19 protein-coding genes are annotated in these 26,050 nt (G+C 68.0%); 9 read left to right on the top strand and 10 right to left on the bottom strand.

The window, feature by feature from the left end; all coding sequences use genetic code 11:
* Positions 1 to 38 precede the first annotated feature (38 nt).
* Together ACIQC9_RS08610 and ACIQC9_RS08605 are read left to right on the top strand one after the other, a co-directional pair.
* A complete protein-coding gene (locus ACIQC9_RS08610; RefSeq protein WP_400614470.1) occupies positions 39 to 1,328 on the top strand; it encodes an MFS transporter in 1,290 nt (429 codons plus the stop codon).
* Positions 1,329 to 1,384: 56 nt separating this feature from the next.
* On the top strand, positions 1,385 to 2,968 hold the full coding sequence (locus ACIQC9_RS08605; RefSeq protein WP_400614468.1) for a carboxylesterase/lipase family protein: 1,584 nt from the start codon (positions 1,385 to 1,387) through the stop codon (positions 2,966 to 2,968).
* A 35-nt stretch (positions 2,969 to 3,003) separates the two neighbouring features.
* Here ACIQC9_RS08605 and ACIQC9_RS08600 read toward each other — a convergent pair whose 3' ends face one another.
* Complete coding sequence (locus ACIQC9_RS08600) at positions 3,004 to 3,945, bottom strand: hypothetical protein (protein ID WP_400614466.1); 942 nt, start codon at positions 3,943 to 3,945, stop codon at positions 3,004 to 3,006.
* 144 nt (positions 3,946 to 4,089) lie between these two features.
* Between ACIQC9_RS08600 and ACIQC9_RS08595 the strand changes: the two genes are divergently transcribed.
* Both ACIQC9_RS08595 and ACIQC9_RS08590 read left to right on the top strand, forming a co-directional pair.
* Complete coding sequence (locus ACIQC9_RS08595) at positions 4,090 to 5,313, top strand: DUF1593 domain-containing protein (RefSeq protein WP_400614464.1); 1,224 nt, start codon at positions 4,090 to 4,092, stop codon at positions 5,311 to 5,313.
* A complete protein-coding gene (locus ACIQC9_RS08590; RefSeq protein WP_400614461.1) occupies positions 5,310 to 5,483 on the top strand; it encodes a hypothetical protein in 174 nt (57 codons plus the stop codon). Before ACIQC9_RS08595 ends, ACIQC9_RS08590 begins: the two co-directional genes overlap by 4 nt.
* A gap of 7 nt (positions 5,484 to 5,490) precedes the next feature.
* On the opposite strand, the gene ACIQC9_RS08585 is transcribed toward ACIQC9_RS08590, so the two are convergent.
* The 8 genes from ACIQC9_RS08585 to ACIQC9_RS08550 form a co-directional block, all read right to left on the bottom strand.
* A complete protein-coding gene (locus tag ACIQC9_RS08585; protein WP_400614459.1) occupies positions 5,491 to 6,498 on the bottom strand; it encodes an alpha/beta hydrolase in 1,008 nt (335 codons plus the stop codon).
* Positions 6,495 to 10,322: a LamG-like jellyroll fold domain-containing protein gene (locus ACIQC9_RS08580; protein WP_400614456.1), complete on the bottom strand. Its 3,828-nt coding sequence runs from the start codon at positions 10,320 to 10,322 to the stop codon at positions 6,495 to 6,497. The genes ACIQC9_RS08585 and ACIQC9_RS08580 overlap by 4 nt, the downstream gene beginning before the upstream one ends.
* Positions 10,319 to 12,418, bottom strand: a complete 2,100-nt coding sequence (locus ACIQC9_RS08575; RefSeq protein WP_400614454.1) for an acetylxylan esterase — start codon at positions 12,416 to 12,418, stop codon at positions 10,319 to 10,321. The genes ACIQC9_RS08580 and ACIQC9_RS08575 overlap by 4 nt, the downstream gene beginning before the upstream one ends.
* A 13-nt stretch (positions 12,419 to 12,431) precedes the next feature.
* Positions 12,432 to 13,886 (bottom strand): glycoside hydrolase family 28 protein, encoded by a 1,455-nt coding sequence (locus ACIQC9_RS08570; RefSeq protein WP_400614452.1) that lies wholly within the window; start codon positions 13,884 to 13,886, stop codon positions 12,432 to 12,434.
* Positions 13,887 to 13,939: 53 nt separating this feature from the next.
* On the bottom strand, positions 13,940 to 16,807 hold the full coding sequence (locus ACIQC9_RS08565) for a TonB-dependent receptor (protein ID WP_400614450.1): 2,868 nt from the start codon (positions 16,805 to 16,807) through the stop codon (positions 13,940 to 13,942).
* 197 nt (positions 16,808 to 17,004) lie between these two features.
* Entirely contained in the window at positions 17,005 to 17,298 is a 294-nt protein-coding gene (locus tag ACIQC9_RS08560) for an Hpt domain-containing protein (RefSeq protein WP_400614448.1), read from the bottom strand.
* A complete protein-coding gene (locus ACIQC9_RS08555) occupies positions 17,295 to 17,678 on the bottom strand; it encodes a response regulator (protein WP_400614446.1) in 384 nt (127 codons plus the stop codon). The genes ACIQC9_RS08560 and ACIQC9_RS08555 overlap by 4 nt, the downstream gene beginning before the upstream one ends.
* A gap of 13 nt (positions 17,679 to 17,691) precedes the next feature.
* Entirely contained in the window at positions 17,692 to 20,169 is a 2,478-nt protein-coding gene (locus tag ACIQC9_RS08550; RefSeq protein ID WP_400614443.1) for a CHASE3 domain-containing protein, read from the bottom strand.
* A 50-nt stretch (positions 20,170 to 20,219) separates the two neighbouring features.
* Here ACIQC9_RS08550 and ACIQC9_RS08545 point away from each other — a divergent pair, with 50 nt between their 5' ends.
* A complete protein-coding gene (locus ACIQC9_RS08545; protein ID WP_400614440.1) occupies positions 20,220 to 20,576 on the top strand; it encodes a response regulator in 357 nt (118 codons plus the stop codon).
* On the opposite strand, the gene ACIQC9_RS08540 is transcribed toward ACIQC9_RS08545, so the two are convergent.
* Complete coding sequence (locus tag ACIQC9_RS08540; protein WP_400614439.1) at positions 20,564 to 21,226, bottom strand: response regulator transcription factor; 663 nt, start codon at positions 21,224 to 21,226, stop codon at positions 20,564 to 20,566. The two genes, ACIQC9_RS08545 and ACIQC9_RS08540, sit on opposite strands and share 13 nt — an antisense overlap.
* Positions 21,227 to 21,447: 221 nt before the next feature.
* Here ACIQC9_RS08540 and ACIQC9_RS08535 point away from each other — a divergent pair, with 221 nt between their 5' ends.
* The 4 genes from ACIQC9_RS08535 to ACIQC9_RS08520 all read left to right on the top strand — a co-directional run bounded on the left by ACIQC9_RS08535 (position 21,448) and on the right by ACIQC9_RS08520 (position 26,049).
* On the top strand, positions 21,448 to 21,975 hold the full coding sequence (locus ACIQC9_RS08535) for a DUF4402 domain-containing protein (protein ID WP_400614437.1): 528 nt from the start codon (positions 21,448 to 21,450) through the stop codon (positions 21,973 to 21,975).
* 68 nt (positions 21,976 to 22,043) lie between these two features.
* Positions 22,044 to 22,907, top strand: a complete 864-nt coding sequence (locus ACIQC9_RS08530; RefSeq protein WP_400614435.1) for a hypothetical protein — start codon at positions 22,044 to 22,046, stop codon at positions 22,905 to 22,907.
* A gap of 8 nt (positions 22,908 to 22,915) precedes the next feature.
* Entirely contained in the window at positions 22,916 to 25,618 is a 2,703-nt protein-coding gene (locus tag ACIQC9_RS08525; RefSeq protein WP_400614433.1) for a hypothetical protein, read from the top strand.
* The gene (locus ACIQC9_RS08520; RefSeq protein ID WP_400614431.1) at positions 25,615 to 26,049 is read left to right on the top strand and encodes a hypothetical protein; all 435 of its coding nucleotides are present in this window, start codon (positions 25,615 to 25,617) and stop codon (positions 26,047 to 26,049) included. Before ACIQC9_RS08525 ends, ACIQC9_RS08520 begins: the two co-directional genes overlap by 4 nt.
* Position 26,050: the final 1 nt, after the last annotated feature.

Here is a 26,050-nt window from a genome sequence, read left to right as displayed (position 1 = left end):
AGAGACGCACGACCCGGAAACGAAGGAATGGTGAGCAGATGACAGACACAACAGCAACTCCACGCGCGCCCTTCGCTGACGCAGGCGGGCGGCGGCGATGGATCGTGATGTGGCTGCTCTTCGCCGCCATGGTGATCAACTACGTCGACCGTCAGATGATCGGCGTCCTGAAGCCGACGCTGTCGACCGAGTTCGGCTGGTCCGAAACCGACTATGCGGACATCGTCTTCTGGTTCCAGGCGTCGTACGCCCTGTTCTACGCGATCTGGGGCCGGATCATGGACCGGATCGGCGCGCGGTTCGGCTTCGGCATCGCCTTCGCCATCTGGCAGGTCGGCCACATCCTTCATGGCGGCGCGCGAGACCTGTCGCACTTCATCATGGCCCGCGTTGTTCTGGGCGTCGGCGAGGCCGGCGGCTTCCCGGGCGGCATCAAGGCCGTGGCCGAGTGGTTCCCCAAGAAGGAACGCGCGCTGGCGACCGGCCTGTTCAACGCCGGCACCAATATCGGCGCCATCGTCACTCCGCTGCTGGTGCCGGCCCTGGTGCTGGCCTTCGGCTGGCAGATGTCCTTCGTCATCACCGGCATTCTGGGCCTGATCTGGCTGCCGATCTGGCTGCTGGTCTACCGCCGCCCGAGCGAGGACAAGAAACTCTCGGCGGCCGAGCGCGCCTATATCGAGCAGGACCCGGCGGATCCGGTCGAGAAGATCGGTTGGCTGAAGCTGCTGACGGTCAAGGAAACCTGGGCCTATGCGGGCGGCAAGTTCCTGATCGATCCGATCTGGTGGATGTTCCTGTTCTGGCTGCCGGACTTCCTCGGCAAGCGCTACGGGCTGGACCTCAAGACCTTCGGACCGCCGCTGGTCGCCATCTATCTGCTGTCGGACGTCGGTTCGGTGGGCGGCGGCTGGTTGTCGTCGCGAATGATGCACAGGGGCATCAGCCTGAACAGGGCGCGCAAGCTGACCATGTTGATCTGCGCCCTGCTGGCGGTGCCGGTCATGTTCGCCTCGTTCGCGTCGAACGTCTGGCTGGCGGTCCTGATCATCGGTGTCGCCACGGCCGCGCACCAGGGCTTCTCGGCCAACCTCTACGCCCTGCCGGCCGACGTCTTCCCGCGCTCCGCGGTGGGCTCGGTCGTGGGCATAGGCGGGATGGTCGGCGGCATCGGGGGCATGGTGTTCTCCAAATACGTCGGCCAGATCCTTGAGAAGGTCGGCACCTACACCCCGATCTTCATCGTCGCCGGGTCGGTTTATCTGATCGCCCTGCTGCTGATCCATGTGATCACGCCCAGGTACGAGCCCGCCAAGGTCTCGACCTGAACCTGACAATGGGGCCGCCTCGAAAGGGGCGGCCCTTTCTTCATCTGGAGGACGCGATGATCACGCGACGGTTGACGCTGGGCGGTCTGGCCGCCGGAGGGGCCGCGACGGCGGCGGGGCTGTTTCCAAATCTGGCGGTCGCGCAGGGTGCGGCGCCGGTTGTGCGCACGGCGCACGGGCCGGTGGTCGGCGCGCGGGATCAGGGCGTGCTGGTGTTCAAGGGCGTCCGCTACGGCGCCGACACCACGGGCCGCCGCTTCGAGGCGCCGCGCGCGCCGGAGCGCTGGGACCAGCCGGTCGAGGCGCTGGACTATGGCGCATCCAGCCCGCAGCGAGGCAATGATCCGAAGCAATCCGAGGACTGCCTGTTCCTGAACGTCTGGACCCCCGCGGCGGACGGCGAGAAGCGGGCCGTGATGTTCTACATCCACGGCGGCGCCTATTCGGGCGGGTCGGGCTCGTCGCCGCTGACGGACGGGACCAATCTGGCGAAGCGCGGCGACGTGGTGGTCGTCTCGATCAATCACCGCCTGAACGTGTTCGGCTACGGCTATCTGGCCCGGCTGGCGCAGGGCTTCGACGTCTCGGGCAATGCGGGCCAGCTGGACATCATCCTTGCCCTGCAATGGGTGAAGGCGAACATCGCGGCCTTCGGCGGCGATCCTGACCGGGTCATGGTGTTCGGCCAGTCGGGCGGCGGCGCCAAGATCGCCACTCTGATGGGGACGCCGGCGGCAGAGGGCCTGTTCCATCGCGCGATCAGCATGAGCGGCCAGCAGGTGACGGCCTCGGGCCCGATCAATGCGACGAAGCGGACGCAGGCCCTTCTGCGCACGCTGAACCTGACCGACGAGCAGGCGGGCCAGCTGAAGGCCCTGCCGGCGGCGCAGGTGCTGGAGGCCATGGGCCGGACCGAGGATCCGATCCTTGGCTACGGCGGCCTGTATTTCGGCCCGGTGTGGGACGAGCAGGTGCTGTTCCGCCATCCCTTCTATCCGGACGCCCACCCGCAGGGCGTGCCGATCCCCTTCATGATCGGCAATACGCACGATGAGACGCTGGCCTTCATGGGCGGCGATGCGGCGAACCGGAACCTGACCTGGGACACCCTGCCCGGACGCATGGGCTATTCGGCGATGCGCAGTGACGTGGCGCCCGAGACGGTGATCGCGGCCTATCGCAAGATGAAGCCGGACTGGACGCCGGATCAGGTGCTGATCGGCGCGACCACGGCCGGGCGGTCGTGGCGAGCGGCGGTGATCGAGGCCGAGGAGCGGGCGCGCAGCACCAACCCGGCCTGGGTCTATCAGTTCGATTTCCCGACGGTGCGCGCGGACGGTCAGGTCGGCGCCGGTCACGGCTCGGACATCGCCCATGCCTTCGACACGGTCGCGGCCGGACGGCGCGGCGGCCCGGAATCGCCCGGTGCAGCAGCCATGACCCGGCAGTTGAGCGAGACCTTCGCGACCTTCGCCAAGACCGGCGACCCCAACAACCCGACCATTCCGCGCTGGGACAAGTACGAGCTGCCGCGTCGTCAGACGATGGTGTTCAACGCCGAAAGCCGGCTGGTCGACGACCCCCGCGGCGACGAGCGGCAGTTCTTCGCGCAGGTGCCCTACGTCCAGCCGGGGACCTGAGGCCGGCGGTGGCTCCCGCTATCGAACGCGTTGTCTCAGCGAATGATTTCCATCGGGGTCATCCGGCAGTTCTCGCCCGCGTAGGGAATGCCGCGCGCCGCCAGATCGACCTTGATGTATTCGATCTCGGCGTTGTAGCCGCAGGGCAGGATGACGGTCATCGGGATGGCCTGCTCCTCAGCCAGCCCGATGAAGAACTTGGCGATGGACTGGCGCAGCATCTGGCGGTCGGCCTGTACCCCCCGCTCGCGTCCGGAACGAGAGCCGTAGCCTTCAGTGGAAAGGTCACCGTTCAGAACGTGGGGCCGGCGCGCCGGATAGTTTCCGAAGGTGTCGCCTTGGGCGACATAGTTCAACGGATGGATCACCGGAAGCAGGCCGAACAGAGACGCCCAGAGCGTGGCTTGATAGGCGCCGCGCCATGCAGCCCGCTGATCGTCAGCGCCGACATAATTCGAAAGACCGATGCGCGCGGTTGTCGTGGTGAGGAAGTATGCAGCGACGGCATCTTCCTCGGTCAATCCCACGAAGCGAGCCATAAAGCCGGCGTCGACTTCCTGCTGGGAAATTACTCCTCCAGTCCGACGGTCGACGATCCGATATATCGCCCGGCTCCGGCTGTCGAAATCCGTGCCGAAGAAGGAACCTTCGAGGTCGACGAACTCGATCTGCAGGGCGTAGCGCGCGGCGACGGGGCTCTTGGCGAGAAGTTTGGATCGGCGCAGCGCGTCCTCGAGCATCGGCCGGAACTGCCGCCGGTTCGCTTCAGCGAAGACGTACGAATACTCGGACATGCCGGAGATGTAGTCGATCGTCACAGCGCCCCGGAGCCGGTGGTGGGCCGGGACTTCAAATGCCTGACCCGTTGGCCGGTCGGGACGCTGAAGCGCGACCTGCGTCGCTTGCGAGGCGCAACCGGACAAAACCAGAGCCGCCGCCAGACTGGCGACGACAGACAAAACAGCAGGCTTGCGCATAAGAATCCTTGGAACAGCCGAGGCAACCATGAGGCGGTCGCGTAACCAACCATTTAACGCATAACGAGAACTTCGTTCGCCTAACGGTGGAATTGCGTTGGCGGACGGAGCGCCGCCTCAGGAGATCAGATGATGAAGATATTCATGCGCACACGCTTGGCGGCAATCCTGTCGCTCCTGTTATCGCTGAACGCCATGGCGGCGTCGGCGGCGGTCGGTTCTGACGATCCCCGCAGCCGCGTCATCGTCTCGACCGACATCGGCGGCGATCCGGACGATCAGGAGTCGATGGTTCGCTTCCTGCTCTATGCGAACGAATTCGACGTCGAGGGCCTGATCGCGTCCAGCTCGCGCCACCTGCGGACGGGCATCCAGCCGCAGCAGATCACCCAGCGGATCGACGCCTATGGCGAGGTGCTGCCTAACCTGCGAACGCATGCGGAAGGCTATCCGGATGCGGGCTTCCTGCGGGATCGGGTGAAGTCGGGCAGCGGCGACTTCGGCATGGCCGGGGTGGGCGAGGGGCGGGACACCGAGGGCTCGCGCTGGATCATCGAAGTGGTCGACCGGCCCGATCCGCGGCCGGTCTATGTGCTGCTGTGGGGCGGAGCCGTGCATCTGGCGCAGGCGCTGCATACTGTGCGGGCGACGCGATCGGAGGCCGAGGTCGCGGCCTTCGCCGGCAAGCTGAGGGTCTATTCGATCTCCGATCAGGACAACGCCGGGCCGTGGGTGCGGCGGTTCTTCCCTGACATCTTCTGGATCACCAGCATCCACGCGCACCGGCATTATAACCTGTCGACCTGGGGCGGGATGTCGGGCGACCAATTCTATTATTTCGAAGGCCCGGATTTCGATCTGGTCTCACGCCAGTGGGCGCGGGACAATGTGCGCAAGGGGCCGCTGGGGCTGCTTTACCCGCTGCCCGAGTTCATCATGGAGGGGGACAGTCCGTCGTTCCTCTATCTGATCCCGAACGGGCTGGGATCGCCGGAACATCCCGACTACGGCAGCTGGGGCGGGCGGTTCGGCAAGGTTTCGGAGTGGGACGGACTGTGGGCGGACACCAGCGACTATGTCGTCGATGGCCGGGGCCGCATCCATCAGGACAACAAGGCCACGATCTGGCGCTGGCGCGAGGCCTTCCAGAACGATTTCGCCGCGCGCATCCAGTGGACCTTGCATGAGTATCGTCGGGGCGCGAACCACAATCCCGAGCCCGTGCTGAACGGGATCGAGGGCCGGGCGCCGGTGGAGCTGACGGTGCGGCCGGGCGAGCGGGTGGCGTTGAGCGCGGAGGGCTCGGCCGATCCGGATGGCGACGGCACACCTATAGCTGGTGGCAGTATCGCGAGTCCGAGGCGGTGAACCGTTCGCCCGAGCTGACCCTGCAGACGCGCGACCCGATGCACACGCATTTCGTGGCGCCGGACGTCAGCGAGCCGACACGCTTCCACGTCATTCTGGAGGCGAAGGACGACCGGACTGCGCCGCTGTTCGCCTATCGTCGGGCGATCGTCACGGTGAGGCCGGATTGAGCGACGACTAGCCGAAAATCCCCGCCTTCCTCGCCCACGCCTCGAACGCATCCGGCCAGTGCGAGGCCGGCGCCTCGGGCGGCAGGGAGAAGCCGAAACCGTGGCCGCCTTCCTGATAGATGTGCATCTCGACGGGGACGTCGGCGGCTTTCAGCGCCTGGAACATGGACAGGCTGTTGGCGACCGGGACCGTGCGGTCGTCGGCGGCGTGGAGAATGAAGGTGGGGGCGAGGCCGGCGCGGACGCGCTCGGTCAGGGGCTGGGCGGCGGCGTTGAGCGGACCCTGAAACTGGCCGGGGCGGGGACCGATCGCCATGACGGCGTAGCCGAGGCAGGCGAAGTCGGGGCGGGCGGAGGTCTGGTCGAGGGCGTCGAGCGGCTCATAGACCGCGTCGTCGAAGCGGGTCAGGGAGGCGGCGGCGAGGTGGCCGCCGGCCGAAAAGCCCATGACGCCGATGCGGGCGGGGTCTACGCCGAACTCGGCCGCTTGGGCGCGGACGAGGCGGACGGCGCGCTGGACGTCCTGAAGCGGGGCGTCGTAGCCGGCGGCCCAGCCGTCGCCGGGCAATCGGTAGTTCAGCACGAAAGCCGTCGCCCCGGCCGCCGCCATGCGCAGTCCGCCGCCGGCGCCCTCCTTGTCGATGGCCAGACGGACGTAGCCGCCGCCCGGCAGGATGACCACTGCAGCGCCGTTCGGCCGGGCCGGCCTGAAGACCTCGAGGATCGGGCGGGTCACGTGCATGACGGCGCGGTCGTTCCGCTCGGGCGAGCCGCGCTGGAGGATCTTGCGCGTGACCGAGACGCCGGCCGAACCGGGGACGCGGCCTTCGGGCCAGAGCTCGATGGTCTCCTTGTCCAGAAGGCCCTTGGGCTCCGGATCGAACCCGATCTCGACCGGCGCCTGCGGCGTGCCCGTGGCGATGCGGGGCAGTTGCTGCGCGAAGGCAAGGCCGGAGGCGGCGAGGGCCGGGCCGGCGGCGAGGCCGGCGAGGACAGTGCGGCGGTCGGGGGTCATGGCAGCACCACCTGATTGTTCGTCCGGGCGATTTCCAGCGGATCGCCGGCGAGAGCCAGCCGGACGCGCAGCCCCTGTCGGCTGACGCCGGAGGGCAGGCGCAGGGCGACGGTGGTCGTCTTCGGCTGCAGGTCCAGCGGAGCGGCCAGCGCCGGGAAGGCCCCGCGCACGACCTCTCGTCCCGAAGCGTCCTCGACGATCACCTCGCCCGCGGGCGAGTCGACCGCACCCAGACCGTGGATGGTGACGCGCAGGTCGCGGCCGCTGCCGGCGACGTCCTGCGGATCGAGACCCACGTCGGGCCGGGTGGAGACGGGCTGGCCGGCCTCCGCGAGCTCGAAGGTCAGGACGGTGGCGACGCCGGGGGCGAAGGTCAGGCTCTCGCTTGCATTGGGCCCGAAGTCGATGGTCCGGGTCGAGGGGGCGTCAGCGGTATCGTCGCCATCGGCGTCGACGCCGCCAGCCACCGTCCAGCGGCCGGCGGTGACGTCCCAGCCGGTCATGGCGGCGCGAACGGGGTGGTCGGTGACGTTGAAGACGATGACCTTGAAGCGGGTCTGGGTCGCCTCGGGGACAAGGATGGCGACGCTCTCGCCGTTGTCCTCGCCCTCGAAGGCCCAGGAGACGACGTTGCCGGGATAGATCTGGCCGCGTCGGGCGGCGATGCCGCCGAGGCGCGAGCGCTGGAGCATCTCGCTTGGGATCTGGACGCGGTCGCTCCACAGGTGGCCGTCGGTCATGATCGGCATGCGCTGGGAGGCCGAACGGATCTCCTCGCCGTAGATGGTCTCGAGATAGCGCTTGTCACCGGTGGCCTGCCAGGCGCCGAAGCGGGCCATGGCCAGCGGGCTGCCGGCGCCGCCGGTGTTGGACAGCCGGTAGGGGTCGGATGCGCCTGCCTGCTGGATGAAGCCGGGTCCCCATTCGTCGCGGCGTCCGAGGATGGAGGTGACGTCGGCGTTGAGCGCGGTGAGGCTGCGCGGGGCGCCGTTCAGCAGGGGCTGGAGGTATTTGTCGTCGCCGGTCCAGCGGTACGCGGCCCAGAAGACCGAGGTCGAACCGCCGAGGCCTGCACCGCCGGCGCCGCCGCTGACGCCAGAGGGGGTGAACTCCCCGTCCGAAGGCCAGTCGATCTGGGCCGGCAGGGTCGCGCCGCCGCCGGTGGCCGGTTTGGCATGGGCCAGATAGCCGTCGGTGGTCGACAGGATCATGTCGCGCGCCGCGGGCGAGCCGTTCCACTGCACCAGCAGGATGCCGGGGTGGAACATCAGGAAGTTATTGCCGCGCTGACGCTGCCACGGCCCCTCGCGCCACATGTCGTCGTGGGCGTAGGAGTTGGAGACGAAGTGGCGGTGGCCCGCCGGGTTCACCTCGGTGATGTCGCCGTAACGGCGAGCCGTGGCCATCAGCTGTTCGACGGCGCGCGGGCTGCCCCAGTTGAGCTGGGCGTACTGGGCGACGGTGTTGATGCCCTCCTCGTAGGAATGCAGTTCGTCGGCGCGGATGGTGTTCAGGCCGTCGGTGATCATGCCCGAGCGGTAAATGGCGTCCATGGCGGCGCCGACGCTGTGGGTGACCTTGCCGGAATCGACGCCCATCAGCACCAGCGGCGGCCACTGGTTCAGCAGGTCTGAGTCGTCGGACAGGCCGCCGCCGAACTCGCCGTCCTCAATCTGGCGCTCGTCGATCCAGAAGTTGATGAAATGGCGGACCTGCTTCAGGTCCTCGATCTGGCGATGGGCCCACAGGGGGACGCCGGGCGCGGGATCGGTCTGGGCGAAGGCGGGGTAGGGCTGGCCGCCGTTCTGCTCGTTCCAGTAGACACGGGCGGTCTGGTTGTCGGGATCGACGCGCAGCAGGTCGGTGATGTCGCGGTCGAACCGCTCGTACACCGGCAGCAGGCGGTTGTTCGGCTGCTCCTCGACGAAGAAGGCGAGGTTGCCCTTCACCTGCTCCAGACGGTCGGCCACGTGCTGGACGGCGGCCTCTTCGCGCGGCTTGAAGACCAGCCGGATGCGCGCGCCGTCGAGGGCGGCGGCGTTGAAGTCCTGACCTGCGCCGGCCATTTGCAGATACAGGCTGCGGCCCTCGGGCAGGATGCGGTCGCGGGTGTCGAGCCAGATGGTGCGCGCCTCGCCCGGCTTGACCGAGACGTTGACGTCCATCAGGTCGCGGTCCGGCCAGAGCGGATCCTTGACCCTGATGTTCAGCGGGAACAGGCCGCCGTGGGTCGGGCGGACGTTCAGGGCCGGGATGTCGATGGCGATGCCGTCCAGACCATCGCGCAGATTGGCCCAGCCATAGTCGAAGCGGGCGGGCGGCCCGCCGGGCTCCACGGCGCGGAAGTCGGCGGGGATCAGGACGTGGACCAGCGGCATGCCCCCGGCCTGCGGCTGGGCGCGGGACGTCTCGGGCGCGCCGGCCGGCAGGGCGACGACGGTCTGGCGCTCATCGGCGACGAAGCGGCCGGCGATGTAGCTCTCGAGGTCGTTCAGGGTGGTGTAGGCCGGCGCGGCGTTGGGACGGATGACGTAGGACAGGCTGACCGTCCCCTCGGGCGCGTCGCCGGGGCGGACGTTCAGGAAGCTGATCTCGCGGATCGGCGTCTCCTGCGCGCGGTTCTGGAAGCGCACGGCGCCGCCGGTGCGGGCCTCGTCGAGCTGCAGGCTGGTGCGTTCCTGACCGCGCGGGCGACGACCGATGGTGCGATTGCCGACGCTGAAGGTTCCGTCCGCCGCGCCCTGGACCTCGATGCGGTTCCACGGTTCGTCGGGCAGGGTGACATCCAGCGCCTGACCGCCGGCCGAATAGGTGTCCCAGTCGGGGAGGACGAAATAGTCGCTGCGGCCTTCGAGGCGCGAGCGGTTGTAGACGCCGGGCCATGTCGTCTCGCGCAGGCCGTCGTCGCCGCGCCAGAAGCGCTTCTTGTGATCGCGGACGTCGGTGGGGACGACGGTGCTGACGGCGGTCGAGGGCGCGGCCAGATAGGGCGGGGCGTCGTCGGCGCGGTTGAAGCCGTAGCGCAGCCGCCATTCGTCGCGCCAGCGAGCCTCGCTCATGTCGCGGGCCGGGGCCGCGGGGACGACGGGGGTCTCGCGTCGGGCGAGGGCAGCGACGGCGTCGGCGCCCAGCATCTGGTCGAAGGTCGAGACCTCGTCGACGTCGCCGCCGCGCTGATAGTCGTAGGCGCTCTGGACCTGATAGCCGCTGATGATCCGGCTGTGCGGGCCGAAGGCGTACAGGGCGTTGTCGAGGACGGCCGTGGCGTCCTTCTTTCCGGCCAGCCGGCCGTTGACGTAAAGGGCGAGGCCCTGCGTCTCGTCCCAGGCAATGGCGAAGTGGGTCCAGGCCTCGGCGTCGGGCGTTGGAGCCTCGACCGAGATGCGGACGCGGGCGAGGCTGCCGTCGGTCACGAAGACGTCGTAGCCGTGACCGTTCCAGTCCATGCGCAGGAAGGCCATGTCCCAGCTGGTGTGATCCGGATAGCCGGCGCGGAAGATCACGAACTGACGCCGGCCGATCGGTTGATGCGAGCGCCAGAAGAAGGAGATGGTGCCGCGCTGGGCGTAGAGGTTGCCGGGGGCAGACCACGCGAGGATCTGGTTGTCCGCCGCGCGCAGGGCGCCGGCCTGGGCGCCGTCGGGGATGATGGAGACGTTGTCCACGAACAGGGGCGGGGCGATGCCGGTCGCCTCGGTCGCCGTCGCGGACGAATCCAGCGGCGCATGGAACAGGCGGCCGCTGTCGTCCTGTGCGAGGGCGGCGGCGGGCAGGGCGGCGGTGGTCAGCAGCACCGCGAGAGACAGACGGGAACGGCGGGTCATGAGCGGGCTCCAGCGCGGCGCGAGGCCGGGGGCGGTTCGACGGGATCGCGACCGCCGCGGAAGACGGCGACGGCGGCGGGCAGCAGTTCGGAGGTGCGGGCGGCGGACAGGGGCTCGCCCACGGAGTTGACCGGATTGATCACGGTCAGACGGTCGCCCAGCACGGCGGCGAGATCGGGCAGGTCGTAGCGGCGCAGAACGCCGGGCAGATTGACCTCGGCCATGTTGCGGCTGATCGGGCGCTCGACGAACTCGCGGTAGGACAGCAGGCTGGAGTCGATCCAGACCCGGCCGATGCGGTCATCCAGCACCGCCGCATGCAGGGCGACGGGGCCAAGGGCGCCGGAGGCCTGAAGCGCCACGCCGGAGGCATCGACGTCTTCGCGCGAGGCCAGCCAGTTGATCGCCGCGACGATGTCATCCGTGCGCATGCCGACCGGCGTCTTGCCCACCATCAGGGCGCGCAGGGACAGCAGGGTCCAGTCGCCGGTGAGGGGGGATTTGGCTTCCTCGGTTCCGCCCGCGCCGCGCGGCTCTACGACCAGCACCGCCCAGCCGGCGCGAGCCCAGGCGTCGGCCTGTGAGGCCTGAGGCATGGCGGAGGCGATGACAACGGCGGGACGGCGGCCCCGGCCGGAGGTCTGGATCAGGTTGGCGGAGACCGTGATGCCGGGCTCGACCTCGATCGTGACGGGCGTGCGACTGAGGCCGTCACGCTCAACCGTCGGGCCGGGCTGGGCGGAGGCCGGCGCGCCGGGGCGGACCGTGGTGCGGGCGATGTCGCGGACGGCCGTGCGCAGGCGCTGCAGCCGCGCCGACGCGCTTTCGCCGGCGGGAACGTCGGGACGGATGGTTGCGGCTTCGGCCTCGACGAGGGACTGGATGGTCTCGCTGCCGATCGAGGTCGACAGCTGGCCGGTGCTGGTCACAAGCAGTCTGGCGGGGTCGCCGGTGGGGGCGACCGCGACCGGGCGTTCGGTGGGATCGTCCCGCAGCCAGCGGGTGAAGAAGCCGACGATCTGCGGCGCCAGCGGGCGGATGTTTCCGTGACCGCCGGGCCCTTCGATCATGGTGATCCGGTCCGCGGCGCCAAACAGGCCGTAGAAGCGCTGGGCCTCGGCGAACGCCGCGCGGGCGCCGGCGATCGGGAACATGTCCTCGGTGGTGGAGATGACGGCGTAGGGGCGCGGCGCGGCGGCCTCGACCCAGTCGGCCAAGCCCAGACCGCGCTCGATGAAGAAGGGGATCGATTGCTCGGCGTCCTGCGGGCCGGTTTCGCCGGGCGCGAACTGATGATCGAAGTCGGTGATGTAGCAGGCCGTGGCGGCGGCCTTGATGCGTGGATCCAGCGCCGCGAGATAGGCGGTCATGGTGCCGCCGCCCGAACAGCCGAAGGCGCCGATGCGCTGGTCGTCCACGTCGGGCCGGGCCATCATATAGTCGACGCCGCGCATCGCATCCTGAATGAAGAAGCGCGAGACGTGGCCGCCGACGGGCAGGGCCTGCCCGAAGGCCATGCTGTGCTCGCCGGTGGGACGCCCGACCTTTGAGCCGCCGATGTCGGGGTCGTAGTGCTGAAGCCGCTCGCCCTCGCTGACGATGTCGATGGACAGGACTACGAAGCCGGCGCGGGCCAAGGCGACGGCGAAGGCGAAGTTGCCGATCTTGCCGTCCGGACCATGGCCGGGCTGGATGATGATGGCGGGGTGCGGACCACGGCCGTGCGGGACGTAGACGTCGCCGGTCACGCGATAGCCGGGCAGGCTTTCGTACCAGACCTTCTCGATGTCGTAGCCGTCCTCGCGAACCATGCCGGTGGTCTGCGAGACGACCGGGCCGGCGAAGGTCTCGAATTCGATCATCTCCGCCAGCAGGGAGCGGACGCGGACCTGACGCTGGCGAGCCTCCTCCTCCGTCGACAGGGCGGCGATAGTTTCCGCGCGTCGGGTCGAATGGTCGTGGACGAGACTGTTCAGCCACAGGATCAGGCGATCGCGGGCTGTGGGCGCAGCGGTCGTCTGGGCCATCGATGGCAGGGCGGAAGAGAGGGCGAGGGTCGCCGCGCCGGCGGCCAGCAGGATGCGGAAGGGGCGCATGGTCTGTCTCCGGTTATCCGTGGCGGCTGGCAGGGCGGACGACGGCACCGGGCTCTGGCCCCGTCGCGGGGCGGCCGTTGCGGCGGACGTTGGTGTAGGTCAGGCCCTGCACGTGGGAGACGATGTCCGGCTCGGCCGCGCGGACGATGTCGCAGTCGATCAGAGCGATCGAGCGGATGGGCGCGGCTTCGAAGCCCTGCAGGTCCAGCACGCGCTCGCAGCGGCCGACCACCATCCGCTGGATGGTCAGGGTTTCGAACTCGGGCTTGAAGGCCCCGTTCGCACCCTCGGCGTAGTTGTAGTCGATGGTGACGGCCGCCTTGGCGACCTGGCCCACGGTGATGTCGCGGACATGGATGTTCTCCAGCCGCCCGCCCCGCGCCGCGTTGTTTTTGAAGCGTATGGCGGTGGCCAGCTGAGGGCTGTCCATTCGGCAGTTCTCGACGAAGACGTTCCTTACGCCCGCGCTGATCTCTGACCCCAGCGTCACGCCGCCGTGGCCGTCCATCATGGTGCAGCCGGAGACGATGATGTTCTGGCAGGGCTTGCTCAGGCGGCGCCCGTCGGCGTTGCGGCCCGACTTGATGGCGATGCAGTCGTCCCCGGTGTCGAAGACGCAATCCTCGATCAGCACATCGGTGCAGGCCTCGGGATCGCAGCCGTCATTGTTTGGGCCGTGGGTGGAGATGGTCACGCGGCGGACGGTGACGTTCTCGCATTCGACCGGATGAATCTCCCACATGGGCGAACGCAGGATGGTGACGTCCTGGATCAGCACGTTGCGGCAGCGATAGGGCTGGATGAACTGGGGCCGGATGGTGGTCTCGGGTCCGAAGACGCGCTGGTCGACAGGGCGGCCTTCCTCGGCGAAGCGGCGCAGGCGGGCGGGGTCGCCTTCCTCACCATCGGCGCCGCGCTTGTGCGCCCACCAGTTCTCGCGGGTCGCATTGCCGTCGAGGATGCCGTGACCGGTGACCGCGACGTTCTCCTGACCGTAGGCGTAGATGAAGGGCGAGACGCCCATGAACTCCGTGCCCTCGTATCGGGTCAGCACCGGCGGGAAGTAGGCGTTGCGGTCCTGTGTGAAGCGGATCGTGCTCTCGCGGTCGACATGAAGTTCGACATTGGACAGCAGGTGGATCGGGCCGGTCAGGAAGACGCCGCCCTCGACGACAACCCGCCCGCCGCCGCGCGCGGCGGAGGCGGCGGCGACCGCCTGACGGAAGGCTGCCGTGTTGTCCGTCACGCCGTCGGCCACGCCACCGAACTGCTGCGGCGTGAAGCGGTTGGCGCGGGGGAAGACGGGTGGGCGAATGCGGGCGCGGATGGCTCGCGCATGCTCCCACGGATCGTCGGCGGCCTGCCGCGAGCGGGCAGTCACGGACGCGGGGAGGGCGGAGAGCGCAACGCCCGCCAGGGCGGCAAGGCTCACGTCGCGACGGGCCGGAGACCGCGGACTGTCAGACATCGACGAACCTCAAGAAAAAACGGCGACCCCGAAGGGTCGCCGTCCTGATTGGATCAGAAGCTGTAGCGGACGCCGGCGTAGAACTGCCGACCGCTCTGGAAGTAGTCGCTCAACCGTTCGGCTTCGGAGTCCGTGTAGGACACGTTGACCTCGTTGGTCAGGTTGATGCCTTCCAGGCTGAACGTGATGTTGTCGCCCCACTTGTAGGAGATGGAGGCGTCGACGTAGGTGGCCTCGCGAACGCCGGCGACATCAACCGCGTACGATGCCGGAACGGCGGTCAGATACGGGTCGCGGTAGTTGGCCGACACGCGGGCCTGGAAGGGACCGTCCTCGTAGTAGATCGTGCCGTTCCAGGCGTTGCGGGAAAGGTTCAGCAAGGGTCGGGTGACCGTCGACGCGCCTGCGGAGGACAGGAAGTACTCAATCTCGGACTCGACGAAGGTGTAGTTGGCGAGCACCCCGAAGTTCGACCACAGGCCCGGCAGGAAGCTGAACGACTGCTGGTAGTTCAGCTCGAACCCTTTCAGAGGGCCGCCGGGCGTGTTGATGACCGTCGTGCGCTGGAAGGTGTCCGTCGCAAGTGCGCCGGTGCCCGTCAGAAGGGAGTCCGGAAGACCCGTGTCCGCAAACACGACGGGCGCGACGATATTCTGGATGTAGGTCGAGATGTCCTTGTAGAAGACGCCGGCCGAAAGGATTGATCCGCGAGCAGGGTACCACTCAACGGCGAAGTCGTAAGTCTTCGCCCGGTATGGCTCCAGGAACGGGTTGCCCGAGGTGATCGTCTTCGACCCGCCCGCGACGTTGACGTTGGTGGCGGCCGAGATGCTGCCAAGGCCGGGACGGGCCATGACCTTGGCGACACCGGCGCGGATCAGCAGATCCTCGGTCGGCTCGAATACGAGGTTCACCGACGGCAGCCAGTCATCGTAGCTGCGGCCCACCACGGTCCACTCGAAGCCGGTCCCCACGGACGAGTAGAAGCCGGACTCCTGATCGGTGCGAACGTAGCGAACGCCCACGTCGCCCCGGATCGGGATGTTGAGGTCGCGGAAGTCGAACGCCGCCATGATGTACGCGCCGTCATCCTTTTCGGACACCGTCCGGTTGTCGCCGCGGGCGCTCGATACGGTCTCGGACAGGGCGAAGCGGCCCGAGTCGTTGTTGAACACGCCGTAAACGTCAGCGATTGCCTGAAGGTTGGGCGTCAGCCAGCAGTTCGGAGTGCCGGCGGGCAGGGCCAGGCCGCGGAAGCCGCAATACAGCTCGGTGACGTCAGCCACCGTCGTGCCGGCCGGCAGCGCGGGGATGTTGGTTTCGCCCGAAGCGAACCGCATGCCGCGCTGATCGGACTCGTACGACTTGGTCTGGGCGCCCCCTTGAATCTTGATCTGGTCAGTCCAGTCCCATTCCAGATCGAACTGGGCGCTCTCGTAGATATTGGTGTTCCAGTTCGGACGCAGACGGATGTCCGGGCCGCTGGGGCCTGTTCCGCCCGGCGCTGTGACCGTCGGTCCGATGTACCAGTTAGCTGGATTGGTGACGTCGAAGCCATAGTTGATGGCCGGGAAGTCCATGCCGCCGGGCCGGAAGTCGTAGGAATAGCCGTCGGAATTCTGACGGTCCATCTGGGCGATGTAATCTTTGAAGTTCTCGAAGTCGTTGTTCACGTATCCCAGCATAAAGCTTCCGCGGAACCGCTCCGAGAAATCATGCTCAAGCTTCAGGGTGTACTGCTGGAAAGTCGTCGAGTACTCGTCGACGTAGTTCTCCGACCGGATGTCGACGTTGTCGAGCGCCATGTAGATCGCAGAGCCGTTGTCATCCAGCAGGATGTCCCGGACCACGGTCTCGGGCTTGCCGCCTTGCGACGCTGCCCGGCTGAGGCCGATCGACTCCAGCTGGCGCTCGTTCCGGATGCCATCGAACTTCGAATACAGGATGTCGAGGCTGACGAGGGTCTGCTCGGTAGGCCGCCATTGCAGCGAGCCGGTCATGCCCAGACGTTCGGTTTCGAGGTTGTAGTCCTGGTAACGCAGGAAGCGCGGGTAGCGCGTGGTCGGCTGGGACGCGATGTCATATGCCGTCGGATTCGTCCCGGCACAGAGAACCGGACGCGTGGCGGGGTTGCACCAGCCGCCATCGACCTGGTTCGCCGCGACTGTGTAGGGCAGACGCAGGCTGCCCTGCTGCCACTGACCCGTCGAGGCGCCGTTCTGCAGCGTCGTCTTGGTCGAGTAGGCCAGCGAGAACGACGCGCCCATCTCACCCCACTGGGTGTCCCAGCGATTGCCGGCGAGGATGGCGAAGCGGGGGTCGTATTCCTGCGCGAGGTCGTTGTAGCCCATCTGCGCCGAGGCGGCGAAGGTCGGCCCGGACAGATCGAAAGGCTGGCCGGTCGACAGGTCGACGGTGGCGCCGAGCGAGCCTTCCTCGACATTGGCCGAGGGCGTCTTGCGGACGTCGATCTGGTTGAAAAGTTCGGAGGCGAAGACGTTGAAGTCGAAGCCGCGGCCGCGGTTCGAACCGGTCGTGGCCTGCGCCTCGACGCCGTTGATGCGCACGCGGGTGAAGTCGGGGCCAAGACCGCGGACCGAAATGCCGCGACCTTCGCCGCCGTCGCGGGTGATGGCGACGCCGGGGACACGCTGGATCGACTCGGCGAGGTTGTTGTCGGGGAATTTGGCGATGTCTTCGGCGACGATGCTGTCGACGACGGCGGTGTTGTTGCGCTTGTTGGACAGGGCGCGCTCGAGGCTGCCACGGAAGCCGGTGACGATGACTTCCTCAAGCTGGGTTTCGTCCTGCGGCTCGGCCGCCGGGGCGGTCTGGGCGAGGACGGGTGCTGCCGACAGCAGGACGGCGGCGGATGCGACAAGACCGGATGTGGCCAGCAGGCGCGACTTGGACGTGGTCAACTTTTGATCCTCCCCAGGACGATTTGATGATTTTCCCGGAGTTCCGCGCCTGCGGTGGAGCGCAGGCATGACACCGGTGTCTTTTGCCGAAGTGTTTAGCGATTAATCGCCCGTGTCAAATTGTTGTCGAACAATCTGACGGGCGGGTTGGTCCGGAACAGGAAACCGGTGTCGAAAACTTCCCGCGACTGAGACGATCAGCCTTCCGGCGCCCGCTCGGAGTCCATCTGGTCCAGAGCCGCGATCAGACCCTCGACGTCGGAGAGGGAAGGCGTTTCGCCCACGGCGATCGCATCGTCCAGAACGGCGGCGGCGGCGTTCAGGCGAGGGTAGCCGAAAGCGCCGGCGGCGCCCGCGAGGTTATGGACACGCCGCTCGGTATCCGGATCGTGCGGCAGGCCGGCGGCCGCCCAGGCCTGCACGGCGAGCAGGTCTTCGCGGGCCCGCGCGCGAAACCGCTGACGCAAAGCCTCCAGTCCTTCGAGGCTCATGCGTTCTGCGCCAAGGCGTCGCGGACGTCGCGGGCGAGGGTCATCGGATCGAAGGGCTTCAGGATCACCGCCCGTGCGCCCAGCGCGAGGTAACGGTTCTGCTCCTGCGCCTGTGCGCGGGCGGTCATGAACAGGACGGGGGTGTCCTCCTGCCCCGGGATCTCGCGCAGGCGGGAGAGGGTGGCCGGACCGTCGAGCATGGGCATCATCACGTCCAGCAGGATCACATCCGGGGTCAGGCCGGCGTAGAGGCGGGACAGCGCTTCCTCTCCGGACGGAACCGAAATCAGGGTGATCGAGGGGTCGAGCTGCAGCGACAGGGCCGCGACCTCGCGGATGTCGGGTTCGTCGTCGACGTGCAAGACGACCAGCGGGTTCATCGGCATCTCCCTGTCATCTGATCGTCAGTCGCCGGACCGTACGGGTGAGGGTGGTCAGCGACGCGCGGGACTTGGTCAGCACGGCGTCGACGCCGGTCTTGAGCGCCCCGTCCATGTCCTGCGCGGAATAGACCACGACCGGAATGGCGCGACCGGAGGCGTCTGTCAGGTCCTTCAGCAGATCCAGACCGGAGCCGTCGGGCAGACCGAGATCGAGAATCACCAGATCGGGCCGGCTGCGCGACAGGGACTGGCGGGCGTCGGACAGGGTGCGCGCGGCCTCGACATCGGCGACGCCGCCCAAGGTGGAGGAGACGACGGACAGTACATCGACGTCGTCCTCGACATGCAGGACCCGGGGCCTTTCGGCCTGCACGCCCATCGCCCCCGCCACGACATGGCGCAGACGATCGCCGTTGATCGGCTTGTCCATCCAGTCCAGCACTTCGAGCGCGGCGCCCCGCGCCTTGCCGCGCGCCGCGTCGCCGGAGATGACGATGATGGGGATGTCACGGGTCTGTTCGGCATCGCGCAGGCTCCGGATCAGGCCGATGCCGTCGCCGTCAGGCAGATTGAGGTCGACCAGCAGGGCGCTGTAGCCATCGCCGACGGCGGCGCGGTAGGCGGCGTCGGCGGTGCCGACGATGTCCGCCTGAAAGCCGTCGCGCTCCATCAGGTCGCGCAGGGTGTGGGCGGCGTCGAGGTCGTCCTCGACGATGAGCAGCTTCGGCCCCTCGGCGGACGAAGGTCCGGTTTCGGTCATCAGCGGCAGGTCAAGATGGAAGGTCGCGCCTTCGCCCGGGGCGGACTCGAACCACAGCCGACCGCCGTGGCGCTCTGCGATCTCACGCGAGATGGCCAGCCCCAGTCCGGTGCCGCCCTGCGTCCGCGAATCCGAACCGTCCGCCTGGGCGAATTTGGAGAAGATGCGCGAGCGGAAGCCTTCGGGAATGCCCGGACCGAAATCCCTGACGCTGAGGCGAGCGAGCCGACGTTCGGGCAGGACCGAGACCAGCACCTCTCCGCCCTGAGGTGAGAACTTTGCGGCGTTCGACAGCAGGTTGGTCACGACCTGAATCAGGCGGTCCGCATCGCCGCGCACCGGCGCGTCGTGCTCTTCGGCGAGCCGCAACTCGACGCCCAGGCTTTCGGAATAACCCCGGACGCCTTCGATGGACCGCTCGGCGATGTCGCGCAGGTTCAGGGTTTCGGACGCCAGCGACAGCTTGCCGGACTCGATCTTCTCGATATCGAGAATGTCGTTGATCAGTCGAACCAGACGTTGGCTATTGGCCTGCGCAATGGCGATGAGGCGGACGGCTTTCTCGGGCAGTTCGCCCGCGGCCCCGCCGGCCAGCAGGCCCAGCGATCCGGCGACCGAAGTCATCGGCGTGCGCAGCTCATGGCTGACGGTGGACACGAACTCGTCCTTCATCTCCTCGATGCGGCGGCGTTCGGAAATGTCGCGAACGATGGCGACCACGTGGATGCCCGTCGGCTGTTCCATCGCGCCCAGGGCGACGTCGACGGGGAAGGTCGAACCGTCCTTGCGACGCCCGGACATCTCGCGCACCAGCCGGCCAGATTCCAGCGCGCCCAGCTTTTCGCCGAGACGGGTCAGGAAGGGCGCGTCGCCGCCGCCGTCGCCAGCCAGATCGATCAGCAGGGAGATGTCCCGACGGTCCAGTTCGGCGGCCGTGTAGCCGAACATCTTGCGACCCGCGCGGTTGATGCTCTCGATGCTGCCGCTGGGATTGAGGGTGATGATGGTGTCGATGGCGCTGTCGAGGATGGCCTCCTGACGGGCGGCGTTGGCGCTGACGGTGGCCAGCAGGGCCTGACGCGTCGTCAGATAACGCCAGAGCAGAAAGCCCCCGCCCAGGGTCAGGACCATCAGGGCGAAGAACAGGGAGGACACCATCCATTCGGTGCGGCGCGTGCGGGTCTCGGCGAGAACGCGGGCCTGCTCGAGATGGCCCGCCTCGCGGTCCACCATGCGGCTGACGACCCGCCGGATATCGTCCATGGCCGCCTTGCCTTCGCCCTCGGAGACTTCCGCGCTGGCGGCAGCAGGACCCAGGCGGCGGCGAAGATCGATGGTTCGGGCGAGAATCTGACGTTTCCGGGCGATGTCGCGCTCGAGTTCGGCGATATCCGCGGTCTGCGAGCGGTCCTGCGCCATCTGTCGGCGAAGCATGGTCAGCTGGGCGGCCAGCGTCGCATTGGCGGCGTGATACGGCTCAAGGAAGCGATCGTCGCCGGTGATGATGTAGCCGCGCTGCCCCGTCTCGGCGTCCTGCATCAGGGAGAAGACGCGCTGGATCTGTGATCGGGTTTCGAATGAACGCGTCGCTTCCGCGCGATGGTTGCGGGCCCTGTCGAACTCTCGAGCAAGCTCGATGCCCGCGATGACGAGGATAACGACCAGAGCCAACGCCCCGACAGCGGCAAAAACGGGTGATCGGCTCTTCCGGATTTGACGGGACGGCATGGTTGATCCTAAGCCGATGTTCGCTGAACTGACAACCGAGGGCTGAGGTTATGAAGGTCTGCGTGATCGAGGACGACGCCATCATGCTGGATCACATCGCGGCCATGCTGGCCGAGATGGGGTGCGAGGTCGAGACGGCGCTGGATGTCGATACCGGCCTGAAGAAGATCGCGGCGTTCAAGCCCGACGCCATCGTCGCCGACATACTCATGCCGGACCGGGACGGGCTCAACCTGATCATGGACTTGCGGGATCAGCACGACGAGATCCGTATCGTGGCGATCACGGGCGGGGGTCGACTGGGCGCCGGGCCGGTTCTGAACATGGCCAAGGGTCTGGGAGCCCACGCAACACTGGTGAAGCCGTTTTCGCAGGACGAGCTGAGAGGTGCGCTTCAACTGGCCTGACGCGAGCGGTCGGGGCGTTTGATTTCATCCAGATACGGGCCGGCGGCCAGAATCGCCTGGGAGCGGTTCCGGACATCCAGTTTACGGAAGATGGCGTTCAGGTGCTGCTTCACGGTGCCTTCCGTGACGCCAAGGTCGTGCGCGATCTGTTTGTTCAGCTTGCCCTCGGCCAGACCGGCGAGGACGCGAAGCTGAGCGGCCGACAGGCTTTGCAGCCGACGACTGACGGCGCGCTGGTCGGCCCCGACCTCTTCGCGGGCGTCGGAAAACGGACGCTCGCCGCGCAGCATGTCTCCGACGGAGTTGACCAGCTTCTCGACCGGCTCGTTCTTGCCGAGGAAGCCCGCCGCCCCGAGCGACCGCGCCATGGCGACGGAATGGGGATCAGTCCGACCTGAGATGATGCAGATCGGGCAGTCGGGCAGACGTTGCTGAAGGCGCAGCAGGGCGTCGAAACCCTTGGCGTCCGGGAGGATCAGGTCGAGAAGGACCAGTCGAATGCGGCCCGCGCCGACGCGGGCGTGGTCTTCAGCTTCCGTCGCGCTGGCCGCCCGCGCGACGTCCAGATGAGGGTATGCGGCCCTGACGGCGAGTTCCAGCGCCTGGGCGACCAGGGGGTGGTCATCGACGATCAGGACAACCCAACGCATACGTAGCCGGACAAGTGAGTACGCGAACCGCAGTTCGATCAGCGCACCCTGAAGCTGTCTGGTTAAGCAAAGGTGCAACCTTCGGCGTCGGCCGGGGATTAGCGCCGAAAACGTATAACTTTGGTTCGATTTGCCCTGTTTTCGGGCTCCGCCGGTTGGACTTGGCGCATCCGATGATCGAAACGGCCGGCCAACGCAGCCACCCCTGCAGGAGACCGATCATGAACGTACGAGTTCTCGCCGCCGCCGTCGCCCTCGCCACCGTGGCTCTGGCCGCGCCCGCCTTCGCCCAGTCTGCGTCCACCACGGGCACGGGCTCGATCACCGTCATTCGTCCCCTGACGATCACCAAGAACGGCGACCTGAAGTTTGGCTCCGTCGTGCGTCCGTCGACCGGTTCGGGCACCGTCGTGGTGTCTACCGCTGACGCCCGCTCGGTGACCGGCAGCGTCGTCGGCCTGAGCTCGGGCGACACCCCGCGCGCCGCCCAGTTCACCATCGACGGTGAAGGCGGACAGTCGGTGTCGGTGACGATCCCCGCGACTTTCACCATGGCCAACGGCTCCGAGAGCCTGACCGTGACCACCTCGAACAATCTGACGGGTTCGGCTTCGGCCCAGACCCTGAGCAATGCGCTGGGCGCCGCCGGATCGCTGGCCTTCAAGGTGGGGGGCACCGTGCCGGTCTCCTCGACCACCGTAACGGGCGCCTATTCCGGCACTTTCACCGTGTCCGCAGCCTACAACTGAGCCGCGTAAGTTAACCGCCGCGAAACCTCGGCGTCGTCATCCTGAAACCCAATCTACGGATCGACGCCATGACTGACCTGTATGATCGCGTATCCCGGCTCGTCGGTTCACTCCTGGCCGTCGTGGGAATGATCGTCGTGGCGGCCAGTATCCCGGGGTCGGCCCAGGCTCAGATTGGGGCCGACCTCAACATTTCTCCCAAGCGGGTCGTCTTCGGTCCGGGCGAGCGCTCGGCCGTGGTCTACATCTTCAACCAGGGCGACGAGGCCGCGACCTATTCCGTCGAGATGGTCGACCGCGTGATGCTGCCGGACGGGCAGATTGCCGCCGTCGCCGATCATCCGGAAGCGGAGGTCGCCTCCGCCTCGCGACTGGTCCAGTACACGCCGCGCCGGGTCGTGCTCCAACCGCGCGAGAGCCAGGCCATCCGGGTTCGCGCCATGCCGACTCCCGGCGACGGCGGAACGGAGTGGCGCACCCATCTGACCGTCACCGCCGTGCCGCCCGAGAGCACCGGCCTGACCGCTGAAGCCGCCGCCAGAGGCGAGACGGGCGAACTGAGCCTGCAGGTCACGGCCCTGTTCAGCATCAGCATCCCGGTCATCCTGAGGGCAGGGGAGCCCGACGCCCGCGCCGCGATCGAGAACCTCGCCCTGACGCCGGGCGACGCTGAACGGCCGGGCGGAGTGCTGGCTCTGGATCTGGTCCGGCAGGGACCGAACTCGGTCTATGGCGATGTCGAGGTCCGGAACGGGGACGAGGTCGTCGGCCTTCTGCGCGGCGTGGCGGTTTATCCCGAGGTCGCCCGGCGCGCGGTGCTGCTGCCGCTGCAAACGCCAGTGGCGCGCGGGACGGTGCTGACCGTGACCTATCGCGATGACGACGCCCGCAAGGGAGACACGCTGGCGTCCGCCTCGCTCGCGGCCCCGTGAGGCGGGCCATGAGTCTGGCGCTTGTCATCGGCCTGACGGCCGCAGGCGGGGTCGCGCGCGGGGCGGAACCCGATGCGCCGACCGACGCCTTCGCGCCGCAGGGCGTGCTGTTCGGACCGGATGACCTGCTGTGGTTCGAGGTGCGCGTCGGCAATGACCAGATCGCGGAGTCGATGGACGCCTACGCCTCGCGAGCAGGGGTCTTTCTGCCGCTCGGCCAGTTCTCCCGGATTCTGGATCTGTCGGTCGGCGTGTTTCCGGCGCAGGCGAGGGCGGAAGGCTGGATCCTGTCGCGCGATCGCCGGTTGATCGTTGACCTGGACGCGCGGACTGCCCGGATCGGCGACCGGCTGGTCGTCATGGGGGCGGATCAGGCGCAGGTTTTCGGCGACGAGATCTATCTGAGGGCCGATCTGATCGAGCAGCTTCTGCCCGTCCGGCTGACCGTCGACACCAGTGCGCAGGTGCTCAGGGTGCAGCCGACGGAAACCCTGCCCTTCCAGTCCCGGATGGAGCGTCGCGCCCGCGCGGCGGGTCTGGACGGCCGATCGGGAGCGCCGGACATCGTGCGGCTGGAGGCGCCGTATCAGGCGTTCAGCCCGCCCGTGTTCGACGTAAATGTGGGCGGCCTGATCACCCGGGACGGGACGGACAGCGCCCGCCGGTTCGACGTGCGCGCCGCCGGGGACCTCGCATGGGGCACGGTGCAGACGTTCGCGGGTTCGAACGACGAGGGCGAGCTGTCCGACGTACGACTGTCTTGGAGCCGGAAGGATCCCGGAAACCGGGCTCTGGGACGGTTCGGGGGCACGCGGGTCGGCTTCGGCGATGTGTTCACGCCGTCCATGCCGATCGGCGTCGCCGGGCTGGCGGGGCGGGGCGTCTATTATTCGTCGGCGTCGCTGGAGGCGCTGGACATCGCCACGCCGCTGAACCTGCGGGGTGAACTGGCGCTGGGCGAGGAGGTCGAGCTCTACGTCAACGAGGTGCTGCAAGCGGCGCAGGCGGCGCCGGATCAGGGTCGCTACGAGTTCCTCGATGTGCCGCTGACGCACGGCCTGAACACGGTCCGCCTGATCTTCTACAGCCCGGACGGGCGGACGCGGGAGGTCGTGCGCCGGATCAACTTCGGGGCCGGCCAGGTCGAGCCGGGGCGGCTGGTCGTCCGGTTCGGTGCGGTGGAGCAGGGACGGGCGCTGATCTCCGTCGGCGACAACGAGGACCCGTTCGCGACCGGCGAGCTGAGGCTGGCGCTTCAGGCGGACTACGGGCTCAGCGAGGCGTTGACGGTGACGGCGGGACTGGGCCTGCATGACCCTGCCGGCGAAGGCCAGCGCATGGTCGGGCTGGCTGGCCTGCGGGGCTCGCTGGGCGGCGCGGCCCTGCAGTTCGATCTCGGGGTCGATGATCTGGGCGGGTCCGGCGCGACCGGAGGCGTGTCAGCACGGCTGTTCGGCGCCTCGGTGGTGGCGCGGCATTCGGAGTATCGCGGCGGCTTCATCGACGAGACGCGGCAGCTGGGTCTGATCTCGGCCCTGCCGCTGCTGCGCGCCACGGATCTGAGGGCGGACTGGCAGGTGCGCTTGCCGTCGGGGCCGACGCTGCCGCTATCACTGGACGCGCGGCGTCTGGAGCGGGTCAACGGCGAGGCGGCGACACAGGTTTCGGCCCGGATGGGTGCGCCGATCGGGCGGTTCTATGCGTCCAACAGCCTGACGTGGGAAAAGATCGACGGCGCGCCGGATGGCGGCGCGCTGTTCGGGGCGACCGATTTCACCACCCTGATCAGCAGCGCCGTCCAGTTCAGGGGCGGCCTGAGCTACGAGTTGAGTCCGGAGGCGCGTGTGGTCACCGCCTTCGCGACGGCGGACGTGAACCTGAATGAGCGCCAGACCCTGAGATTCGGCGCGGTCCGCGTGGTGGAGACGGGGGACACCAGCCTGCAGGCGGCCAGTCTGTGGCGCACCCGGGCCTTCGATGTGGCGCTGAACGGCGCCTATGAGACCGACAGCGGCGAATGGCGCGTGGGCCTGCAGTTCGGCGCAAGCTTCGGCTTCGATCCGGAGCGGGGACGATACGCCGCCATCCGGCCCGGCGCGGCGACGGGCGGGGCGGCGCGGCTAAACGTCTTCGTGGACGACAATGGCGACGGGCTGAGACAGGTCTCCGAGGAGGGCGTGCCGGGCGTGGTGCTGGAAGGACCGGGTGGAGCGGTGACGACGGATGCGGGCGGCCATGGGTCGATCAGCGGTCTGGGCGACGCCGCGACGGCTCGCCTGCGGATTGATCTGACGGCCGTCGAGGATCCGTTCCTCGCGGGCGGCCCGACCGATCTGGAGGCCACTCCCCGGCCCGGCCACACCATCCAGATCGACTATCCGATGACGCGGACGGCCGAGGTTCAGGCCGTGGCCGAGATCGTGCGCGAGGACGGAGGGGCGCGACCGCTGTCGGCGCTGGATGTGGAGCTGGTTTCGGCGGATGGCGCGCGGGTCGTATCCGGACGTACTGACCATGCCGGACTGATCTATTTCGAAGGCGTGCGGCCGGGTTCATACTCGCTGCGACTGGCCGAGCAGGCGGGCCTGCTGGGTCTGGAGCTGGTCGAGCCGCTGACGGTCACGGTGGGGCCGACGGGCGGCTTTACCGATGCCGGACGGCTGCGGGTTCGACGGCAGGCGTCGCCGGCCGGACAGGGAGGACAGGAATGAGGCTCGCTCTCGCGACGATGGCTACGGCCCTGTTCATCGCCGGGCCCACCTGTGCGCAGGACGCGCTGGCGGGCGCGACGCTGGAGGTGCATTCGGGGCTCAGCGTCTCCACGCTGCGGCCCATGCGCGTGCCGGTGACCGAGGACGGCTCGATGCTGGGCCTGACGGCGCTGGAGCTGGCCAACGGACCCGCGCTGGTCGAGGTGACCGGCGACGCCAACCGCGTCTACCGCCTGCAGATCACAGGGGATCGTCTCGGGACGACATCATTCCAGATCTGGAGCAGCAACGTCGGCGATATCAGCGCCAGCTGGATTGCGGTTATGGATGACGAGGGGCGTGACCTGCTGCGCATCGGCGGCGATCCTGACGAACTGCGCCGCCTGTTCGGCGAGGCGGGACGGATACCGCTGAGCATTCAGTACGAGTAGC

Source organism: Brevundimonas sp. NPDC092305, from assembly GCF_044755415.1.
In the GTDB taxonomy this organism is placed as follows: domain Bacteria; phylum Pseudomonadota; class Alphaproteobacteria; order Caulobacterales; family Caulobacteraceae; genus Brevundimonas.
Note: the sequence above shows the minus strand (reverse complement) of the source record. Positions and strands in the feature narration are given on the sequence as shown.

Bases quoted from the DNA above. Each gene is read 5' to 3' on its own strand.
- ACIQC9_RS08610 (WP_400614470.1), top strand. From the start codon at position 39: ATGACAGACACAACAGCAACTCCACGCGCGCCCTTCGCTGACGCAGGC.
- ACIQC9_RS08605 (WP_400614468.1), top strand. From the start codon at position 1,385: ATGATCACGCGACGGTTGACGCTGGGCGGTCTGGCCGCCGGAGGGGCC.
- ACIQC9_RS08600 (WP_400614466.1), bottom strand. From the start codon at position 3,945: ATGCGCAAGCCTGCTGTTTTGTCTGTCGTCGCCAGTCTGGCGGCGGCT.
- ACIQC9_RS08595 (WP_400614464.1), top strand. From the start codon at position 4,090: ATGCGCACACGCTTGGCGGCAATCCTGTCGCTCCTGTTATCGCTGAAC.
- ACIQC9_RS08585 (WP_400614459.1), bottom strand. From the start codon at position 6,498: ATGACCCCCGACCGCCGCACTGTCCTCGCCGGCCTCGCCGCCGGCCCG.
- ACIQC9_RS08580 (WP_400614456.1), bottom strand. From the start codon at position 10,322: ATGACCCGCCGTTCCCGTCTGTCTCTCGCGGTGCTGCTGACCACCGCC.
- ACIQC9_RS08575 (WP_400614454.1), bottom strand. From the start codon at position 12,418: ATGCGCCCCTTCCGCATCCTGCTGGCCGCCGGCGCGGCGACCCTCGCC.
- ACIQC9_RS08570 (WP_400614452.1), bottom strand. From the start codon at position 13,886: ATGTCTGACAGTCCGCGGTCTCCGGCCCGTCGCGACGTGAGCCTTGCC.
- ACIQC9_RS08560 (WP_400614448.1), bottom strand. From the start codon at position 17,298: ATGAGCCTCGAAGGACTGGAGGCTTTGCGTCAGCGGTTTCGCGCGCGG.
- ACIQC9_RS08555 (WP_400614446.1), bottom strand. From the start codon at position 17,678: ATGAACCCGCTGGTCGTCTTGCACGTCGACGACGAACCCGACATCCGC.
- ACIQC9_RS08550 (WP_400614443.1), bottom strand. From the start codon at position 20,169: ATGCCGTCCCGTCAAATCCGGAAGAGCCGATCACCCGTTTTTGCCGCT.
- ACIQC9_RS08545 (WP_400614440.1), top strand. From the start codon at position 20,220: ATGAAGGTCTGCGTGATCGAGGACGACGCCATCATGCTGGATCACATC.
- ACIQC9_RS08540 (WP_400614439.1), bottom strand. From the start codon at position 21,226: ATGCGTTGGGTTGTCCTGATCGTCGATGACCACCCCCTGGTCGCCCAG.
- ACIQC9_RS08535 (WP_400614437.1), top strand. From the start codon at position 21,448: ATGAACGTACGAGTTCTCGCCGCCGCCGTCGCCCTCGCCACCGTGGCT.
- ACIQC9_RS08530 (WP_400614435.1), top strand. From the start codon at position 22,044: ATGACTGACCTGTATGATCGCGTATCCCGGCTCGTCGGTTCACTCCTG.
- ACIQC9_RS08525 (WP_400614433.1), top strand. From the start codon at position 22,916: ATGAGTCTGGCGCTTGTCATCGGCCTGACGGCCGCAGGCGGGGTCGCG.
- ACIQC9_RS08520 (WP_400614431.1), top strand. From the start codon at position 25,615: ATGAGGCTCGCTCTCGCGACGATGGCTACGGCCCTGTTCATCGCCGGG.